Annotated in this window: 17 protein-coding genes; 3 read left to right on the top strand and 14 right to left on the bottom strand. The window is 74.3% G+C overall.

Translation table 11 applies throughout. From position 1 onward, the window contains the following. Window positions 1-73: 73 nt before the first annotated feature. The 7 genes from pheT to infC form a co-directional block, all read right to left on the bottom strand. On the bottom strand, window positions 74-2,602 hold the full coding sequence (gene pheT / locus ACIQCH_RS14855) for a phenylalanine--tRNA ligase subunit beta (RefSeq protein WP_402581070.1): 2,529 nt from the start codon (window positions 2,600-2,602) through the stop codon (window positions 74-76). Then, a complete protein-coding gene (pheS, locus tag ACIQCH_RS14850; RefSeq protein WP_402581069.1) occupies window positions 2,602-3,732 on the bottom strand; it encodes a phenylalanine--tRNA ligase subunit alpha in 1,131 nt (376 codons plus the stop codon). Before pheS ends, pheT begins: the two co-directional genes overlap by 1 nt. 148 nt (window positions 3,733-3,880) lie before the next feature. Further along, a complete protein-coding gene (locus ACIQCH_RS14845) occupies window positions 3,881-5,071 on the bottom strand; it encodes an ATP-binding protein (protein ID WP_402581068.1) in 1,191 nt (396 codons plus the stop codon). Between the two features lie 53 nt (window positions 5,072-5,124). Then, window positions 5,125-5,982, bottom strand: coding sequence for a TrmH family RNA methyltransferase (locus tag ACIQCH_RS14840; protein WP_402581067.1), 858 nt, complete (start codon window positions 5,980-5,982; stop codon window positions 5,125-5,127). Between the two features lie 144 nt (window positions 5,983-6,126). Further along, window positions 6,127-6,513, bottom strand: a complete 387-nt coding sequence (gene rplT, locus ACIQCH_RS14835; protein ID WP_351555115.1) for a 50S ribosomal protein L20 — start codon at window positions 6,511-6,513, stop codon at window positions 6,127-6,129. A gap of 107 nt (window positions 6,514-6,620) precedes the next feature. Continuing rightward, window positions 6,621-6,815 carry a 50S ribosomal protein L35 gene (gene rpmI / locus ACIQCH_RS14830; protein ID WP_030192941.1) on the bottom strand — a complete coding sequence of 65 codons (195 nt, stop codon included), beginning with the start codon at window positions 6,813-6,815 and terminating at the stop codon, window positions 6,621-6,623. A gap of 101 nt (window positions 6,816-6,916) precedes the next feature. Next, window positions 6,917-7,621, bottom strand: a complete 705-nt coding sequence (gene infC, locus ACIQCH_RS14825) for a translation initiation factor IF-3 (protein WP_402581066.1) — start codon at window positions 7,619-7,621, stop codon at window positions 6,917-6,919. A gap of 377 nt (window positions 7,622-7,998) precedes the next feature. Between infC and ACIQCH_RS14820 the strand changes: the two genes are divergently transcribed. After that, window positions 7,999-8,376: a DUF1844 domain-containing protein gene (locus ACIQCH_RS14820; protein ID WP_030192945.1), complete on the top strand. Its 378-nt coding sequence runs from the start codon at window positions 7,999-8,001 to the stop codon at window positions 8,374-8,376. A 121-nt stretch (window positions 8,377-8,497) separates the two neighbouring features. Here the strand turns inward: ACIQCH_RS14820 and ACIQCH_RS14815 are convergent, their stop codons facing one another. From ACIQCH_RS14815 to ACIQCH_RS14805, 3 genes are all read right to left on the bottom strand, one after another. After that, a complete protein-coding gene (locus tag ACIQCH_RS14815; protein WP_402581065.1) occupies window positions 8,498-9,241 on the bottom strand; it encodes an SseB family protein in 744 nt (247 codons plus the stop codon). A 12-nt stretch (window positions 9,242-9,253) separates the two neighbouring features. Continuing rightward, on the bottom strand, window positions 9,254-10,453 hold the full coding sequence (gene mycP, locus ACIQCH_RS14810) for a type VII secretion-associated serine protease mycosin (protein WP_402581143.1): 1,200 nt from the start codon (window positions 10,451-10,453) through the stop codon (window positions 9,254-9,256). 197 nt (window positions 10,454-10,650) lie between these two features. Next, the gene (locus ACIQCH_RS14805) at window positions 10,651-11,652 is read right to left on the bottom strand and encodes a hypothetical protein (protein ID WP_402581064.1); all 1,002 of its coding nucleotides are present in this window, start codon (window positions 11,650-11,652) and stop codon (window positions 10,651-10,653) included. Between the two features lie 112 nt (window positions 11,653-11,764). On the opposite strand from ACIQCH_RS14805, the gene ACIQCH_RS14800 reads away from it, so the two are divergent. Further along, window positions 11,765-12,967: an amino acid deaminase/aldolase gene (locus tag ACIQCH_RS14800; RefSeq protein ID WP_402581142.1), complete on the top strand. Its 1,203-nt coding sequence runs from the start codon at window positions 11,765-11,767 to the stop codon at window positions 12,965-12,967. Window positions 12,968-13,074: 107 nt separating this feature from the next. Here ACIQCH_RS14800 and ACIQCH_RS14795 read toward each other — a convergent pair whose 3' ends face one another. The 4 genes from ACIQCH_RS14795 to ACIQCH_RS14780 all read right to left on the bottom strand — a co-directional run bounded on the left by ACIQCH_RS14795 (window position 13,075) and on the right by ACIQCH_RS14780 (window position 18,090). Further along, window positions 13,075-14,382: a haloacid dehalogenase-like hydrolase gene (locus ACIQCH_RS14795; protein ID WP_402581063.1), complete on the bottom strand. Its 1,308-nt coding sequence runs from the start codon at window positions 14,380-14,382 to the stop codon at window positions 13,075-13,077. A 137-nt stretch (window positions 14,383-14,519) separates the two neighbouring features. Beyond that, window positions 14,520-15,314 (bottom strand): 3-oxoacyl-ACP reductase, encoded by a 795-nt coding sequence (locus tag ACIQCH_RS14790; RefSeq protein ID WP_402581062.1) that lies wholly within the window; start codon window positions 15,312-15,314, stop codon window positions 14,520-14,522. 5 nt (window positions 15,315-15,319) lie between these two features. Then, window positions 15,320-16,717, bottom strand: coding sequence for an aldehyde dehydrogenase family protein (locus ACIQCH_RS14785; RefSeq protein WP_402581061.1), 1,398 nt, complete (start codon window positions 16,715-16,717; stop codon window positions 15,320-15,322). A gap of 8 nt (window positions 16,718-16,725) precedes the next feature. Then, window positions 16,726-18,090 carry a glutamine synthetase family protein gene (locus tag ACIQCH_RS14780; RefSeq protein WP_402581060.1) on the bottom strand — a complete coding sequence of 455 codons (1,365 nt, stop codon included), beginning with the start codon at window positions 18,088-18,090 and terminating at the stop codon, window positions 16,726-16,728. 78 nt (window positions 18,091-18,168) lie between these two features. Between ACIQCH_RS14780 and ACIQCH_RS14775 the strand changes: the two genes are divergently transcribed. Then, complete coding sequence (locus ACIQCH_RS14775; RefSeq protein ID WP_402581059.1) at window positions 18,169-18,972, top strand: FadR/GntR family transcriptional regulator; 804 nt, start codon at window positions 18,169-18,171, stop codon at window positions 18,970-18,972. The last annotated feature ends 127 nt before the right edge of the window (window positions 18,973-19,099 follow it).

Raw genomic sequence — 19,099 nt, 5'->3', positions numbered from 1 at the left:
GATGGGCCCCTCAAGGGACTACTCGGTGCGCACGCGCCGGGGCGGTTGCGGCCCCGGGCGCCCCGCCGGGCGGTTACGCCCCGCGCAGCACCGCACCGGTGCGCTCGGTGGCGAGCGCGACGGCGGCGTCGCGGGCGGCCGTGGACTCCTCGGCCGTCAGCGTGCGGTCGGCCGCGCGGAAGCGCAGCGCGTACGCCAGGGACTTCTTGCCCTCGCCGACCTGCTCGCCGGTGAAGACGTCGAACAGCCGCAGCGACTCCAGCAGTTCACCGGCGCCCTTGCGCAGCGCGGCCTCGACCGTGGCGGCCGGCACCGACGCGTCGACGATCAGCGCGACGTCCTGGGTCGCCACCGGGAAGGCGGAGATCCGGGGCGCCTGGAGGGCCTCGCCACCGGCCCGCTGGAGGCGGTCCAGGTCGAGCTCCATCGCGCTGGTGCGGGCGGGCAGCCCGAGCGCCTTGACGACGCGCGGGTGCAGCTCACCGGCGTGGCCGATGACCTGCTCGACACCGTCGAGGGTGACGATCAGCTCGGCGCACCGGCCCGGGTGCCACGGACCGTACTGGCCCTGGCGGATCACCAGGTCGGCGCCGGCCTCGCGGGCCAGCGAGCGGGCGGCCTCGACCGCGTCGGCCCAGTCGGACGGACGGCCCTTGCCCCACCAGCCGGCCTGCTCGCGGGCGCCGGCCAGCACGACCGCGGCGTACCGCGGCTGGGCGGGCAGCGCCGCGTTGAGCGTGCCGATCTCCTCGTCCGTGGGACGGCGGTCCACACCGAGGCGCACCGCGACGCCCGGCCGGTCGCCGGCCCGGAAGACCAGGCCGGTCTCGAAGAGCGCGAGGTCGTGGCCGCCGCGGCTGTCGTTGCGGCGCAGCGTGCCGAGCAGGCCCGGCAGCAGCGTCGTGCGCAGCGCCGGCTCCTCGTCGGACAGCGGGTTGACGAGCGTGACGACCTGGCGGCTCGCGTCGTGCGCGGGCAGCTGGAGCTGGTCGAAGACGCCCTCGCCGATGAACGGGTAGTTCAGCGCCTCGACGTAGCCGGCGCCGGACAGCGCGCGGCCGACCCGGCGGTGCAGCTGCTGGCGGGCGGTCAGGCCGCGGCCGGAGGGCACCTGCGGGAGGGTCGAGGGCAGGTTGGCGTAGCCCTCGAGCCGGATGACCTCCTCGGCGAGGTCGTTGGGCTCGGCGAGGTCGGGACGCCACGACGGCACGGTGACGACGAGCTCGTCCTGGCCGTAGACGTCGCAGCCGACCTCCTGGAGGCGGCGCACGACGGTCTCGCGGCCGTACGCCACGCCCGCGACCTTGTCCGGGTGGTCCGCGCGCATGGCGACGGTCCGGGGGGCGACCGGGGCGGTCAGCTCGGTGACGCCCGCCTCGGCGGTACCGCCGGCCAGCAGCACCAGCAGGTCGACCGTGCGCTGCGCGGCAGCGGCGGCGGCCTGCGGGTCCACGCCGCGCTCGAAGCGCTTGGACGCCTCGGAGGACAGCTTGTGGCGGCGGGCGGTGCGGGAGATCGTGATCGGGTCGAAGTGCGCGGCCTCGATCACGACGTCCGTGGTGCCGGTGACGGCGCCCGTCTCCGGGTCGGCCACGGCGTCGGCGATCTCGGTGTCGGCACCGCCCATGACGCCGGCGAGGCCGATCGGCCCGCTGTTGTCGGTGATCACCAGGTCCTCGGCGTCGAGGACGCGCTTGACGCCGTCGAGGGTGGTGAACTTCTCGCCCTGCTCGGCGCGGCGGACGCCGATGGCACCGTCCAGGCGGGAGCGGTCGTAGGCGTGCAGCGGCTGGCCGAGCTCCAGCATCACGTAGTTCGTGATGTCGACGGCGAGCGAGATCGGGCGCATGCCGGCCTTCTGCAGGCGGCGCTTGAGCCAGATCGGGGACTTGGCCTCGGGGTCCAGGCCCGTGACGGTGCGCGCGGTGAAGCGGTCGCAGCCGGTCGGGTCGGAGACCTTGACCAGGTAGCCGTACGAGTTCGGGGCCGGGACGTCGAGCAGCGCCGGGTCGCGCAGCGGCAGCCCGTACGCGGTGGCCGTCTCGCGGGCCACGCCGCGCAGGGACAGGCAGTAGCCGCGGTCCGGGGTGACGGCGATGTCGAGGACCTCGTCGTTCAGCTCCAGCAGCTCGATCGCGTCGATGCCGACCTCGATCTCCGGCGGCAGCACGATGATGCCGTGCGTGCCGTCGTCGCCCATGCCGAGCTCGTCGCCGGAGCAGATCATGCCGTGCGAGTTCCTGCCGTACGTCTTGCGCGCGGCGATCGCGAAGTCGCCGGGCAGCACCGCGCCGGGCAGGGCCACGACGACCTTGTCGCCGACGGCGAAGTTGCGGGCGCCGCAGACGATCTCCTGGGGCTCGCCGGTGCCGTTGGCCTGGCCGACGTCGACGGTGCAGAAGCGGATCGGCTTCTTGAAGCCCTCCAGCTCCTCGATGGTCAGCACCTGGCCGACCGCGAGCGGGCCCGTCAGGTCGGCGCCCAGCTGCTCGACGGTCTCGACCTCCAGACCGGCGTCGATGAGCTTGGCCTGCACGTCACGACCGGTCTCGCCCGCAGGCAGGTCGACGTACTCCCGCAGCCAAGAAAGCGGGACCCGCATCAGATCTCCATCCCGAACGGCCGGGTGAACCGGACGTCACCCTCGACCATGTCTCGCATGTCTTCGACGTTGTGGCGGAACATCAGCATCCGCTCGATGCCGAACCCGAAGGCGAACCCGCTGTACTTCTCCGGGTCCACACCGCAGGCGGTGAGCACCTTGGGGTTGACCATGCCGCAGCCGCCGAGCTCGATCCAGCCCTCGCTGGAGCAGGTGCGGCAGGGGCGGTCGGGGTTGCCCACCGACGCGCCGCGACACACGTAGCACTGCATGTCCATCTCGGCGGACGGCTCGGTGAACGGGAAGAAGTTCGGGCGCAGGCGGGTGGTGACGTCGTCGCCGAAGAGCGCCTTGACCATGTGGTCGATGGTGCCCTTGAGGTCGGCCATGGTCAGGCCCTCGTCGACGGCCAGCAGCTCGACCTGGTGGAAGACCGGGGTGTGCGTGGCGTCGAGCTCGTCGGTGCGGTACACGCGGCCCGGGCAGACGATGTAGACGGGCGGCTCGCGGCGCTCCAGGAGGGCGCGGGCCTGCACCGGCGAGGTGTGGGTGCGCAGCACGACACCGGACTCGTCGCCCTCGACGCCCTCGGGGCCGCGGACGAAGAAGGTGTCCTGCATCTGGCGGGCCGGGTGGTCGGGCGTGAAGTTGAGGGCGTCGAAGTTGAACCACTCCGCCTCGACCTCGGGGCCCTCTGCGACCTCGTACCCCATGGCCACGAAGATGTCCGCGATGCGGTCCATCAGGGTGGTCAGGGGGTGCCGGGCGCCGGCCGGGACGCGGTCGTAGGGCAGCGTGACGTCCACCGCCTCCTCGACCAGGACGCGCTCGTCGCGCTCGGCCTCCAGGGCCGCGAGCCGCTCCGCGTACGCCTTGTTCACGGCGCCGCGGGCCTGGCCGACGCGCTTGCCCGCCTCGGCCTTGGCCTGGGGCGGCAGGGCGCCGATCTCGCGGTTGGCGAGGGCGAGCGGCGAGGTGCCGCCGGCGTGGGCGGTCTTCGCGTGCGCCAGTGCGTCGAGGTCGCCGGCGGCCGCGAAGGCGGCGAGCGCCTCGTCCCGCATGCGCTCGATCTCTTCCGGTTTCAGTGCCTCGACCTCGACAGGGTCGTACGACTTGTTCGGTGCCGACATCTCTTCCCGTACTTCCGATGGGCTGGCTGGTGGTCCCCGCTCCGACCGGTTGAGTTCGTCAAAGGGACGCAAAGGTGCCAAAGGACGAGTCTACGGGGCGGGCGGGCGTGGAGGAGCCCGTGGGCCGCCTGGCGAGACTCTCGGAGGTTTACGAGAGGTAGGCCGGCGCGCCCACGGGCAGGGTAAATCGGAACTCGGCGCCGCCTCCCGGGCCGCGCCCGACGGTGATCGTCCCGCCGTGGGCCTCGACGATGCCCTTGACGATGTACAGGCCGAGACCGGTCCCGCCGCGCTTGCTGCCCCGCCAGAAGCGGGTGAACACGCGGCTCATGGACTCCTCGGGGATGCCGGGGCCTTCGTCCGTCACGGTGACCGCCGTCCCCCTCTCGGTCTTGGTGTGGGCGGGTGCCACGTCGATGGTGACGGTTCCCTCGCCGTGCCGCACGGCATTTTCGAGGAGGTTGCCGAGCACCTGGTCGATCTTGTCGGGGTCGGCCCACAGGTCGGGCAGTGGGCGGCCGATGCGGACCAGGAACCGCTCGGGGGCCTGCCCGTTCGCGGTGAGGGCCTGGACGTGGCGGCCGACGGCGGTGGCGATGTCGACCGGCTGGCGGCGCAGCTCCAGGCGGCCGGAGTCGATGCGGGAGATGTCGAGCAGTTCCGCGATCAGGCGGGTGACCCGGCCGGCGTCGGCGTCGACGGTCTCCAACATGAGCCGCTTCTGGTCGTCGGTGAACCGCTCCCACTTGGCCAGCAGCGTGGCGGTGAAGCCCTTGACGGAGGTCAGCGGGGAGCGCAGTTCGTGGGCGACGGTGGCGATGAGCTCGGCGTGGCTGCGCTCGGTGCGGCGCCGGGCCTCGGTGCCCCGCAGCGAGACGACGAGCCGGTGCAGGGGGCCGGCGGGCCGCTCGCGCACGTACCGGGCGGAGACCAGCACCTCGTGGCCGCCGGGCAGCAGGAGGTACCGCTCGGGCTGGCCGGTACGGGTGGCCAGGCCGCCGTAGGGGTCGGTGACCGTCCACCAGCGCCGGCCCTCGAGGTCCTCCAGCGGCAGCGCGTGCTCGATGCGGGCGCCGAGGGCGGTGGCCGGGTCGGTGGCGGTGATGCGGGCGGCGGCGCGGTTGAAGCAGACCACGCGCCCGGCCTCGTCGGCGACGACGAGGCCGTCGGGGAGCTCGTCGGGGTCCAGCCCGGGGACGGTGCCGGCGGCGGGCACCTCCCCGGGGGTCCCGGCCGAGACTGGTGCGGCGGCGGGTCCGGGGCCGGCCGCGGGCAGCGGTTGCGGCGGGATCGCGGCTGCTGCCGCGGCCCTCGGTGAGCCGTTCGTCCCGACGGTCATGTCCCCGTACCCCACATCTCGGCGGCGCAGTGGGCCCCCGGGGCGTCACATTACTAGCTGGGGGTCACGGAGCGGCACCCTCCGGGCGCCCGCTGTGCACGCGCGGACGCGTAGAGGCACACGGCCGCGGCGGTGGCGAGGTTCAGGCTCTCGGCCTTGCCGTGGATGGGGACGCGGACGACCGCGTCGGCCAGCGCCCGGGTCTCCTCGGGCAGTCCCCAGGCCTCGTTGCCGAAGACCCAGGCGGAGGGCCCGCCCATGGTGCCCGCGTCGAGCTCCGCGTCGAGGTCGTCCTGGCCGGCCCCGTCGGCGGCGAGGATCCGTACGCCCGCGGCGCGCAGCCCCGCGACGGCCTGCTCGACCGGTACGCCGACGGCGACCGGGAGGTGGAAGAGGGAGCCCACGGAGGCCCGTACCGACTTGGGGTTGTACAGGTCCACGGAGGCGTCGGTGAGGATCACCGCGTCGGCGCCGGCGGCGTCGGCGCAGCGCAGTACGGTGCCGGCGTTCCCGGGGTCGCGCACGTGCGCGAGGACCGCGACGAGGCGGGGGCGGTCGCCGAGGATCTCCTCGAAGGGGGTGTCGAGGAAGCGGCAGACGCCGACCAGGCCCTGCGGGGTGACGGTCTGGGAGACCTCGGCCAGCACCTCGTCGGCGGCGTAGTGGACCCGGACCCCGGAGGCGCGCGCGGCGTCGATGATCTCGGCGTAGCGCTCGGCGGCCTCGACGGTGGCGAAGAGCTCGATGAGCGTGGGCCCGTCGGGGCCCCGGTGGGCCACGGCCTCGCGGACGGCCTGGGGGCCCTCGGCGATGAAGCGGCGCTCCTTCGTGCGGAAGTTGCGCCGCGCGAGGCGTCTGGCGGCGGCCACCCGCGGGGAGCGCGGGGAGATCAGCTCGGCGGGGGTTGCCATGGCTCGGCGGTCTCTCTGTCGGGTCCGGAAGGGAGCGGGGGCGGCGCGGGAACGCCGAAGGGGGGGCGGAAAACACCGGACCCGCAGGCATGGCGCCTGCGGGTCCGGTTCAGCCTCGTGCGGCTCGTGCGACCGTCAGGTCGCTCAGGCGGCGGCCTTCGGGGCGTTCACGTCGGCCGGGAGCGCCTTCTGGGCGACCTCGACGAGCGCGGCGAACGCGTTGGTGTCGTTGACGGCCAGCTCGGCCAGCATCTTGCGGTCCACCTCGATGTTGGCGGCCTTCAGACCCTGGATGAGGCGGTTGTACGTCATGCCGTTCTGGCGGGCAGCGGCGTTGATGCGCTGGATCCAGAGCTGGCGGAAGTCGCCCTTGCGCTTCTTGCGGTCGTTGTAGTTGTAGACCAGCGAGTGGGTGACCTGCTCCTTGGCCTTGCGGTACAGGCGCGAACGCTGACCGCGGTAGCCGGAGGCCGCCTCGAGGATCGCCCGGCGCTTCTTGTGGGCGTTTACTGCCCGCTTGACGCGTGCCACTTTTTAACTCCTTGTAGCGGGGCCGTGGTTGTCTTCACACGGCCCAAAACGATTGGGTCCCGGTCCAGCCGTCGCAGTTCCGCTCCCGTGCCGGGAGCGGAGCGACGTCACTTGCCGAGAAGCTTCTTGATCTTCGCGGCGTCGCCCGGGGCCATCTCGGCGTTGCCGGTGAGGCGACGCGTCAGCTTGGACGACTTGTGCTCGAGCAGGTGGCGCTTGCCGGCGCGCTCGCGGAGCACCTTGCCGGAGCCGGTGATCTTGAAGCGCTTCTTGGAACCGCTGTGCGTCTTGTTCTTCGGCATAGCGCCGTTATCTCCTCGTCAGTGGCGCCCCCACCGGTCCTCGCGGACCGGCGCACGGGAGCGTCAGTTGTGTCTTGTGACCCGGGGCGGCTGCTCCGGGATCAGGCCTCGGCGGTCTCCGTCGCGGCGGCGTCGGCGTCGGCCTCGGCAACCTCGACCTCGGCCACCTCGACCTCGGGGGCCTCGGCGTCGGCGTCGGCGACCTGACCACCCTGGCGCTCGGCCTTGCGGGCGGCCTGCGCCTCACGGGCTTCGGCCATCGCCTCGGTCTTCTTCTTGTGCGGACCGAGAACCATGATCATGTTTCGGCCGTCCTGCTTCGGGTTCGACTCGACGAAACCGAGGTCCTGGACGTCCTCCGCGAGGCGCTGCAGCAGTCGGTAGCCGAGCTCCGGCCGGGACTGCTCGCGACCACGGAACATGATCGTGATCTTGACCTTGTCGCCCTGCTTGAGGAACCGGACGACGTGACCCTTCTTGGTGTCGTAGTCGTGCGGGTCGATCTTCGGCCGGAGCTTCATCTCCTTGATGACCGTGTGCGCCTGGTTCTTGCGCGCCTCACGGGCCTTCATGGCCGACTCGTACTTGAACTTCCCGTAGTCCATGAGCTTGCACACGGGCGGACGGGCGTTCGCCGCGACCTCGACCAGGTCCAGGTCGTACTCCTGCGCAAGCTCCAGGGCCTTGGCAAGCGGAACAATTCCGACCTGCTCGCCGCTGGGACCGACAAGTCGCACCTCGGGAACGCGAATCCGGTCGTTGATGCGGGGCTCGGCGCTGATGGATCCTCCTCGGTAGCACCACACGACTGCCTGGGGGACAGCCGCGGACGTCTGTTTCGTCAGACCAACCGCGCCGGAACGACAAAACGCCCCGGACGGACACAGGCGGGAGCTCCTCGTACTACCGGAGCACCGCCGTGAGTCATCACGGGGCGCGCATCTCGGGCGGCTTCCATCGTCCGTACGGAACGATGGCTACCGCCTGACCGGTGACCCGCCGTCCCTCGGGGACGGTCGGGTGGGAGTACGGAGCCTCCACTTGTGGGCCGGGGACATAGGTCTCCGGCCGGTCGTCACACAAGGTTAGCAGCCCCCGCGCGGTGACGCGAACCGGCCGCTCCGCGTCGGGCGGAAGCGGGTGGGCGTCGTCCGCTTCACCGGTGCGGCTTATCGTGTGTGGCATGACTGACGCGACGCCCCCCACCGCCACCGAGGCCGACGAGGCCCCCGACTACGAGACCCTGACCCGCGACATCGCGGAGGTGCCCGCGGTCGAGGTGATCACGACGGTCGCGGTGCACCTGCTCAGCGCCGCCGCGGTCAACCTGGGCCTGGACAAGCCCGACTCCGAGCACAAGGACCTCGACGAGGCCCGCAAGCTGATCACCGCGCTGGCCGGCCTGGTGACCGCGAGCGCGACCGAGATCAGCTCCTTCCACGCGGCGCCGCTGCGGGACGGCCTGAAGTCCCTCCAGCTCGCCTTCCGCGAGGCCTCCCTGGTGCCGGACGAGCCCGGCCAGGGCCCCGGCGAGAAGTTCACCGGCCCGGTCTTCGGCTGACCGTCGCGGGCCGCCCGCGCCCGGGCGGTCGTGAACCGGACCTTCGCGGAAGGGCCCGGGGACGTGGTCCCCGGGCCCTTCCGCACGTCTCGTGCCGCGTGCGCCGTACGGGCGTCCCGCCTCAGCGGGCGTACAGCGCCTTCCCCGGGGCGGGGGCGTCCGCGGGCAGCAGGGCGAGGTTCAGCCCGCGCACGAGGCGGGCCCGCAGGGTCTCGTCGGCCGCGAGCGCCTCGGCGATCCGGCGGGCCGCCTTCGGCACCTCCGCCGCGGGGGCGTCGAGGGCCACGGCGAGGATCCCGTCGGCGTCCGCCCCACCGGGCACGAGGTGGGCCCGTACGACCGTCGGCTCCCCCGCGACGACCGTCCGGACCGCCTCCGTGACGGCGGGGTCGTCGAGCGGGGCGGCACTGGTGCGGCCCTCCGCGAGGGCGAGCAGGGCGGAGCCGGTGACCTGGTACGGGACCGGGCCCGCGAGGTCGAGCACGAGGGTGTCCGCCTTCTCGTGCACCAGGGCCGCAAGCGCCTGGTGCAGGGGTACGGCCACCGGTCGGGCCTTGGGGTCCCAGCGCGCGAGGGAGTCGAGCGAGGTGAACGCCGGGAGCGCCCGCCGGTCGCCCGCGGTCAGCGTCGGCACCGCCATGTCGGAGGTCTTCTCGCGGCGCAGGCCGGTCTCGGGGTCGGTCTCGACCTCGCCGAGCAGGGCCACGACGGGGACCAGCAGCCGGGCGTCCTTGAGGGCCGCCAGCACGCGGGGCTCGGCCGATCTGTCCTCGGACCAGGCGGCGAGGGCCGCGCTCAGCACGGGGTCGGCGGAGCCGTCGTCGTCGGCGAAACCGGGGTCGGGGATGTTCTTGTCATGCGCCACAATCCCCCGACCCTATCCCCTCGGACCGCCCCGCTCCGCGGCGCGGCGGCGGCGCCCGAGGACGAGGGCGGCGGCGAGCAGCAGCGCACCGGCGCCGGCCACGGCCGCCGCGGACAGGCGGCGGGCGGGCTGCGGGGCCGGGACGCGCTCGGGACCGGGCCCGAAGTAGGTCGCGGCGGCCGGGGACGGGGTGGGCTGCGGCGGCTCGGGGCGCAGCCGGGCCGCGGCGTCGAGGGCGGCCGCGGGATCGACCAGGCCGTGACCGCGCGCGTCGTCGCGGCCGCCGGCGGGTCTGTCGCGGGCGGTGTCGGCCAGCAGCCGCCCGATCTGGGCGGGGCTCAGCCCGGGGTGGGCGGCGCGGATCAGGGCGACGGTCCCGGAGACCCAGGCGGCGGCCGCGCTGGTGCCCCAGCCCTCGTAGTAGTGCCGGTCGGGGTCGGCGATGACGATGTCGACCCCGGGGGCGCTGACGTCGGCGTACCAGTGGCGGGTGGAGAAGGGCGCCTTGGTGCCGGCGCGGTCGACGGCGGTGACGGCGATGACGCCCGGGTAGGCGGCCGGGTAGGACACGCGGTCGCCGTCCTGGCCGCCGTTGCCGGCGGAGGCGACCACCACGACGCCCTTGGCGAGGGCGTACTGGACGGCCTCGTCCTCGGCGGCCTCGTGGTGGGCGGTCTCGCTGTCGTCCCCGAGGGACAGGTTGATCACGTCGGCGCCGTGGTCGGCGGCCCAGCGGATCCCCTCGGCGAGGGCGCCGCCCTTGCGCTCGCGGGCCCGCGCCCGGCCCGGGTCGCCCTCTTCGAGGATCACGCGCACGGGGAGGACCTCGGCGGCCGGGGCGATGCCGAGGACGCCCTGGTCGCGCCCGGGTCCGTGACCCCGGCCCGCGATGATCCCGGCCATGGCCGTGCCGTGGCGGGCCCAGGGGCGGTCGCCGCGGCCGGCGCCGAAGCCGATGAGGTCCTTGCCCGGCAGGACCGCTCCGCGCAGGTCGGGATGGGTCCCGTCGACACCGGTGTCGAGGACGGCGACCGTGACCCCCGCCCCCTGGGTCGTACGCCACGCCTGGCGCGCGTGCAGCGCCGCCAGCCCCCACTGCCGGTCCCGGATCCCGTCGGCCACCGCCGCCCCGCACCCACCCGCCGCGAGCACCGCGACCGCCACCCCCACGGCCAGGCCCCGCAGCCCCCACCGACGCCCCGCCGGCGACACGGACACGCCGTCCGGCCCCGCCGGCGTCCGAGGCGCGGGGGTCCGGGGGCGGAGCCCCTGGGAGGGGGTCGGGGCGGAGCCCCGGTTCCGGGAAGGAGCGGGGCGGGGAACGGCTCCGCGCGGCGCCCCGGACTCCGACGGCCCCCGCCCGTCCGACCCGACCGCGGCCGCGGGGCGGCGCCGGAACCGCGCCGCGTTCACCGGCCGGCCCCTCGAACCGCGGGACCGGACGCGGCCACCCGACGCCGCAGCCCCCGCTCGAGTCGGTCCGCGACCGCCCGCGCCTCGTGGCCGAGCCCCGCCTGCGCCACCGCGCTCCGGTCGTCGGAGGCCATCGCGGCGGCAGCGGGCCGGGGCGCGGCGACGGGGCGCCGGTCCGCGAACCCGGACACCGCGTACACCACGGCGGGCGCGTCCGTCAGCACGGACACCGTCCAGCTGGCCCGGGCCCGGTCGGGGATCCCGTACGCCGTCGGCAGCGGGGGGCGGCCACCGAGGCGGGTCTTCAGCGCGGCCTGCGCGGGGGCCGGGGCGACGGTGAAGACGAGCCCGGCGCCGACGACCGCGCTGCGCGTCGCATCGGTGTACGTGGCCCGCACCTCGTGGGCGCAGCCCAGCGCGACCGCCCACGCGTGACAGCCGGTGCCGGGGTCCACGGCGACCCGGGTCCAGCGGCGGTCGGCGCCGCCCGGCCCCGCGCCGTCGCCGACCAGTACGGGCGGGAAGAGGGTGTCGACGGGTTCCGCCCGCCACATCGAGGCCGCCCGGCCGTACGCCGCCGCGGGCGGCGCGGCATCGGCGCGGCCCAGCAGCCAGGTGCCGGCGGCGGCACCGCCGACGAGCCCGCTCCCGAGCACGGCGCACACCACGGCCACCGCACGGCGCCCGCGCCCACGTCCGGGCTCGGGCCCGACGCCCGACCGACCGTCGGCGCCCGCGTCGGCACCCGCATCGGCACCCGTGCCGGCGGCCGCCCGCAGCGGCACCCCGGCCGGCCCGGCCCCGGGGGCCGGGACGCCGCGCCCGGCCACGTGGCGCCCGGGACGGCGGCGGTCCGGGAAGCCGCCCGGGAAGCCACTGCCCGGAAAGCCGTCGGAGCCGCGGTCCGGGAAGCGGCCGGCCGGGCCGTCGTCCGGGAAGCGGCCGTTCGATCCGGAGCCGGTGTCGACACGGCCGCCGGCAGGGTGGTCGGTGGTCATGGCGCGTACGTCCCCCCGTCCCCGAAGACCCGAATGGCCGTACTCTACGGGCTCGATCTTCCCCCTACCCCCCGGTAATCAGGTCTGGCAAGCTGCGGCCATGACGACACCGGTGACGACTCCCGCCGCTGACCGGGCCCGGTACGACCGGGCCACCGCGCACCTCGACGCCCCGCTCGCCATCGTCGATCTGGAGGCCTTCGACGCCAATGCGGCGGACCTGGTGCGCCGCGCCGGCGGGAAGCCGGTCCGGGTGGCGAGCAAGTCGGTGCGCTGCCGGGCCCTGCTCGAACGCGTCCTCGCCCGCGACGGCTTCGCGGGCATCATGTCGTACACCCTGGCGGAGTCCCTGTGGCTGGCCCGCTCGGGCTTCGAGGACGTGCTGCTCGCGTACCCGTCCGCGGACCGGGCCGGTTTCGCCGAGCTGGCGGGCGACCCGAAGCTCGCCGCCGCCGTCACCGTGATGGTGGACGACCCGGCACAGCTGGAGCTCGTCGACGCGGCCCGCGCGGGCGGCCGCGAGGAGGTCCGGGTGTGCCTGGAGCTGGACACCGCGCTCCACCTCCTCGGGGGGCGCGTGCGCGTCGGCGCGCGCCGCTCGCCGCTGCGCGAGCCCTCCCTACTCGCGGACCTGGCCCGGCAGGTCGCCGCCCGTCCGGGGTTCCGGCTGGTCGGCCTGATGGCGTACGAGGGCCACATCGCGGGCGTCGGCGACGCGGTGGCCGGGCGGCCGCTGCGGTCCCGGGCCGTCCGCCTGATGCAGGCGGCGGCCCGCCGGGAGCTCGCGGCGCGGCGGGCGGCGGCGGTGCGCGCGGTGCGGTCGGTCGTACCGGACCTGGAGTTCGTCAACGGCGGCGGCACGGGCAGCGTGGAGTCCACCGTGGCCGAGGACGCGGTGACGGAGGTCGCGGCCGGTTCGGGGCTGTACGTGCCGCGGCTGTTCGACAACTACACGTCCTTCCGCGGCCGTCCGGCGGCGCTGTTCGCGCAGCCGGTGGTGCGCCGGCCCGGAGTGGGCGTGGTGACGGTGCTCGGCGGCGGGTACCCGGCGTCGGGTGCGGCGGGCGCGGACCGGCTGCCGGTGCCGTACCTGCCGGAGGGGCTCCGGTACGACCCCCAGGAGGGGGCGGGCGAGGTGCAGACCCCGCTCCTGGGGGCGCCGGCGGACGACCTGCTGATCGGGGACCGGGTGTGGTTCCGGCACGCGAAGGCGGGCGAGCTGTGCGAGCGCTTCGACGAGCTGCACCTCGTCGAGGGCGACCGGGTCACCGCCACCGTCCCGACGTACCGCGGTGAGGGGCGCACCTTCCTCTAGCTTGGCGCGGTGACGGCGTGCTGACGGCGTGCTGACGGCGTGGTGACGCGCTCTCCGGGCCAGGTGCGCCGTGCGCGCTCGGCCGGCCGGCCGCACCCGCGGATCCGTCAGAACACCGTGTCCGCCTGGTCCGGTACGACGCTGCCGTCGGCGCGGCGTACCGGGCCGGGAGTGCCGTCGGGGCCCGTGTAGCCGGTGGTGGCGCAGGGGTAGGGGCCCGCCTTCTGCTTCTTCGGATCGATGAACATCGGGTTGACCAGCCAGCGTCCGTCGGCGTCGTCGTAGGCCCGGCACATGAGCTCGTTCTTGTTGCGGTTGAGCACCAGCCGCAGGGCCGTGGCGTCGCGCAGGAACGAGACGTCGGTGTCGGAGTCGCCGGCGGCGAACACCTGGCGGTGCCCGGCCGGCTGGACCCGCTCGGCGGCCGCGCCCCGCACGCCGAAGACCTCCTGGTTGATCCAGCAGCGCTTGCCGTCGATGTACGTGATCATCGCGTCGGCGCCGTCCGGGACCGATCCGCAGCCCTTCAGGCGCGGCGTGAGGACGCCGTGGCGCGTGACGTTGCGGATGCCGATGACGTGGTCGGCGGCGATGCCCGCGCCGCGCGCCCAGACCTCCACGACCGGCTGCGGCGAGGCGGAGCTGATCCACACGTCGAAGCCGGCCCGCTGCAGTGCGCGGACGAGGTCCGTCTGCTGGGCGTAGTAGCGCACCCAGCCGGTGACGGAGGAGCTGCCGACCCGCTGCGTGGCGCCGACGGGGGCGGCGAGGTTCTCCTGGCGCGCGGCCGCGGCGAAGGACCGAATCCGCGCGGGCGTCCAGCCCTGGGTGAGCTGGGCGAGCCAGGCGTAGCCGGGCTCGGTGGTACGGCGGTTCCAGCCCGCGAAGGCCGGCGCGCCCGCGCGGGTGGCGCCGGTGCCGTAGACGGCGGAGAGCTCGTCGGCGCAGGCCGTGCCCGCCGGGGTGCCGGTGGGCAGCGGGTCGCCGGGGGCGGCGAGTGCGTCGCAGGCGGTGGACAGGGCGCCGGCGGCCGCGGGGGTGAGGTGGCGGCTGGTGGTGGTCCAGTCTCCGGCGGCCGGGCGGCGGACCTTGCCGTTGCGCAGCAGCCAGTAGAAGGTCGCGTCGCCGACGTCGTTCTTGACGACGGTGTTGTCCCAGTCGAAGACCGCGACCGGGCGGTGCCGGCCGGGCCGGTGGGGCGTGCAGCGGCCGTAGGTGTCGACGAGTTCCTGGAGGCGGGCCCGGTTCTCGCCGTACCAGCCGGCGCCGACGACGGGGCGGGCGCAGTCGCCCTGCCGGGGCGGGACGGTCCGGACGGCCGGGGTGCCCGGGGCGGCCTGGGCGGCGGGCGCGGGGACGAGGGCGGCGGCCGCAGCGGCGGCGAGGGCGAGCGCGGCCGGGACGTGTCTGCGCATGGTGCTCCCTGGAGTCGGTGGGCGGGGGGCGGGGTGGACGCCGGACAGCCGGGCGCCCGAGGAGGTGGGTGGCGCCCGGCTGTCCGTGTGGGGGGTGGGAGGCGGCCCGGCGGTGGGGCGACCTCCCTCGTGGTGGCTTACAGGGGGGTGACGTACGCCCCGGAGATGCCGCCGTCGACGAGGAAGTCGGTGGCGTTGACGAACGAGGAGTCGTCGCTGGCGAGGAAGGCCACCGCGGCGGCGATCTCCTCCGCCTCGGCGAACCGGCCGACGGGGATGTGCACCAGGCGGCGCGCGGCCCGCTCGGGGTCCTTGGCGAACAGCTCCTGCAGCAGCGGGGTGTTGACCGGCCCGGGGCACAGCGCGTTGACCCGGATGCCCTCGCGGGCGAACTGCACGCCGAGCTCGCGCGACATGGCCAGGACGCCGCCCTTGGAGGCGGTGTACGAGATCTGCGAGGTCGCCGCGCCCATGATGGCCACGAACGAGGCGGTGTTGATGATCGAGCCCCGGCCCTGGCGCTGCATGTACGGCAGGGCGGCCTTGCAGCACAGGTAGACGGAGGTGAGGTTGACCTCCTGGACCCGCTTCCACGCGTCGAGCCCCGTGGTGAGGATGGAGTCGTCGTCGGGCGGGGAGATGCCGGCGTTGTTGAACGCGATGTCGACGGAGCCGTAGGTGTCGTGGGCGACCTTGAAGAGGTTCTCGACCTCCTCGGGGTCGGTGACGTTCACCTTGACGAAGGTGCCGCCGACGGCCTCGGCGGCGGCCTTGCCCGCGGTCTCGTCGATGTCGCCGCAGACGACGTTGGCGCCCTCGGAGGCCAGTCGGCGGGCGGTCGCGAGGCCGATGCCGCTGCCGGCGCCGGTGATGACGGCGGTCCGGCCGACCAGGCGGCGGCAGACGGCCTCGGGGGTGGCTTCGGTGGTCATGTGGGTCAGGCCTCCGTGCTGATGAAGACGTTCTTGGTTTCGGTGAAGGCGGTGAGGGCGTCGGGCCCCAGCTCGCGGCCCAGGCCGGACTGCTTGAAGCCGCCGAACGGGGTCCAGTAGCGGACGCTGCTGTGGGAGTTGACGGAGAGGTTGCCGGCCGCGACGGCGCGCGAGAGGCGCAGGGCCCGGCCCACGTCGCGGGTCCAGATCGAGCCGGCCAGGCCGTACTCGGTGGCGTTGGCCAGCCGGACGGCGTCCGCCTCGTCCTCGAAGGGCAGCACCACGGCGACCGGCCCGAAGACCTCCTCGGAGGCGACCGGCGCGGCCGGGTCGACGCCGGTGACGACGGTCGGCGGGAACCAGAAGCCGGGGCCCTCGGGAGCGCTGCCGCGGATCGTCTCCAGGTCGTCGGTCACGTACGAGCGGACCCGGTCCAGCTGCACCCGCGAGATCAGCGGGCCCATCTGGGTGGCCTCGTCGGCGGGGTCGCCGACCGCGACCTCCTTGATCGCGGGCTCCAGCAGCTCCATGAACCGGTCGTACACGGAGCGCTGGACGAGGATCCGGGTGCGGGCGCAGCAGTCCTGGCCGGTGTTGTCGAGGAACGACATCGGAGCGGCCGCGGCCGCGGCCTCGACGTCCGCGTCGGCGAACACGATGTTGGGGCTCTTGCCGCCGAGTTCGAGGGTCACCCGCTTCACGCGCTGCGCGCAGGCGGCCATGATCTGCTTGCCGACCTTCGTGGACCCGGTGAAGACGATCTTGGCGACGTCCGGGTGCTGGACGAGCGCGGTGCCGGCGACCGGGCCGGCGCCGGGGAGCACCTGGAAGAGGTGCTCGGGCAGCCCGGCCTCCAGGGCCAGCTCGGCCAGCCGCAGCGCGGTCAGCGGGGTGGTCTCGGCGGGCTTGAGGAGCACCGCGTTGCCGGCGGCCAGCGCGGGGGCGGTGCCCCAGGCGGCGATGGGCATGGGGAAGTTCCACGGGGCGATGACGCCGACCACGCCGAGCGGTTCGAGGTAGGTGACGTCGAGGCCGCCGGGCACCGGGATCTGCCGGCCGGACAGCCGCTCCACGCCGCCGGCAGCGAAGTCGAGCAGGTCGCGGACGTTGCCCGCCTCCCAGCGGGCGTTGCCGATGGTGTGGCCGGCCTCGGTGACCTCCAGCCGGGCGAGCTCCTCGCGGTGCTCGTCGACCACGGTCGCGAACCGGCGCAGCAGCCGGGCCCGGTCGGCCGGCGCGGCGGCCGCCCAGGCGCGCTGCGCCGCGGCGGCCCGCGCCACGGCGGCGTCGACGTCGGCGGCGGAGGCGGCGGGGACGGTGGCGACCACCTCCTCGGTGGCCGGGTTGAGGACCTGGTGCTCGGTGGGTGCGTCGAGGGGGGGCTGGTGCGGGGAGAGCGACAAGTCGTGCCTCACATGCGTTCGAAGGAGCGGCGCAGTTCCCAGTCGGTGACCGCGGAGTCGAAGGCGTCGAGTTCGACGCGTGCCGCGTTGCGGTAGTGCGCGACGACCTCGGGGCCGAAGGCGGCCTTGGCGACGGCGCTGTTCTCCCACAGCTCGGCGGCCTCGCGGAGGGTGCCGGGGACGTGCTCGTAGTCGGCGGTGTAGGCGTTGCCGGCACAGGCCTCGGGCAGCTCCAGCCGGTTCTCGATGCCGTACAGGCCGGCGGCGACCAGGCCGGCGACGGCGAGGTACGGGTTCACGTCGCCGCCGGGTACGCGGTTCTCGAACCGCATCGAGCGGCCGTGCCCGACCACGCGCAGGGCGCAGGTGCGGTTGTCGCGGCCCCAGGCGACGGCGGTGGGCGCGAACGAGCCGGGCCGGAACCGCTTGTAGGAGTTGATGTTGGGCGCGTAGAGGAGGGAGAACTCGCGCAGGGCGGCGAGCTGTCCGGCCAGGAAGTGGCGCATGGTGTCCGACATGCCGCCGGGCCCGTCACCGGCCATGACGTTCCGGCCGTCGGCGTCGGTGAGCGAGAGGTGGATGTGGCAGGAGTTGCCCTCGCGCTCGTTGAACTTGGCCATGAAGGTGAGGGAGACCCCCTCCTGGGCCGCGATCTCCTTGGCGCCCGTCTTGTAGACCGCGTGCTGGTCGCAGGTGACGAGGGCCTCGTCGTAACGGAAGGCGATCTCGTGCTGGCCGAGGTTGCACTCGCCCTTGGCGGACTCCACGGTCAGTCCCGCGCCCGCCATCTCGTTGCGGATGCGGCGCAGCAGGGGCTCGATGCGACCGGTGCCGAGCACCGAGTAGTCGATGTTGTACTGGTTGGCGGGGGTCAGGCCCCGGTAGTTCGCCTCCCAGGCCTGCTCGTACGTGTCCTTGAAGACGATGAACTCCAGCTCCGTACCCACCTGCGCGGTGAGGCCGAGTTCGGCGAGCCGGTCCAGTTGGCGGCGCAGGATCTGCCGGGGCGCGGCGACCACCGGCGAGCCGTCCTCCCAGGCGAGGTCGGCCATGACGAGGGCGGTGCCGGGGTGCCAGGGGAGGCGGCGCAGGGTGGACAGGTCGGGGTGCATGGCGAAGTCGCCGTAGCCGCGGTCCCAGGAGGACATCTCGTACCCGTCGACGGTGTTCATGTCGGCGTCGACGGCGAGGAGGTAGTTGCAGCCCTCGGTGCCGTGGTCGAGCACGTCGGAGAGGAAGAACGGTGCGGCGAACCGCTTGCCCTGCAGCCTGCCCTGCATGTCGGTGAAGGCCAGGACCACTGTGTCGATCTCGCCGTTCGCGACCAGGGCGCGGAGCTCGTCCGGCGAAAGCGGCGGTGTGCGGTCTACCACGGGATTCTCTCCTTCGGGTGAGCCGAGGAGGCCTAAGGTATGGGGAGAGACCATTGATTGGGAAGGGGATGACGGAACATGGCACCGGAAAGCGCCAACGACGGCCCGCGGGCGCACGGCGAGGGAGTACGGCAGCACGACGAGGCGACGGGGGACGGCGCGGCACCCGACCGGCTCGGCCCGGTGCTCCGCCAGGTGCGGGCGGGCAACGGCTTCGAGGAGGCCCTTGAGCAGATCCTGCAGGTCGTCCGGCTCGGCCTGGTACCCGGCGGCGAACGCCTGCCCCCCGAGCGCGAGTTGGCCGACCGCATGGGCATCAGCCGGGTCACGCTGCGCGAGGTGCTCAAGGTGCTCCAGGACCAGGGACTGGTGGAGAGCAGACGCGGGCGGTACGGCGGCACGTTCGTACGGCCGCGCCCCGACACCCCCGCGAGCGGCGCCGAGGCGGAGCTGCGCCGGCGCGTGGCCGGGGTGGACATCGAGGACGTGCTGCGCTTCCGCGAGGTGCTGGAGACCGGCGCGGCCGGGCTGTGCGCCGCCCAGGGGCTCGACGAGGAGGGCGCGGCACGCCTCAGGGGCGCCCTCGCGGCGACCGAGGACGCGCCGCTGACCGAATACCGCCGCCTCGACACGCTGCTGCACCTGACGCTGGCCGAGCTCTCCGGCTCCGCCACGCTGACGGCCCAGTACGCCGCGGTCCGTGCGACCGTCAACGACCTGCTGGACTGCATCCCGCTGCTGGTGCGCAACCTGGAGCACTCCCAGCGCCAGCACGCCGCGCTGGTCGACGCGATCCTGGACCGCGATCCGGAGGCGGCCCGCGAGGTGATGCGCGAGCACTGCTGCGGGACGGCGGCGCTGCTGCGGGGGTTCCTGGCGTGACCGGTCCGGCCGCCGCGGCGGCCCCCACGACGGCCGACTCGTAACGCCGGTTTAACCCAGGGGTCTTGCGCCGTCTCCCCGCATACGGCAAAGGTATGCCCTCGAACCATTGCCCCTGCTCCTCCCC

This window comes from Streptomyces sp. NPDC093225, assembly GCF_044753805.1.
GTDB lineage: Bacteria > Actinomycetota > Actinomycetes > Streptomycetales > Streptomycetaceae > Streptomyces.
This window is presented reverse-complemented; position numbering and strand designations above follow the sequence as displayed.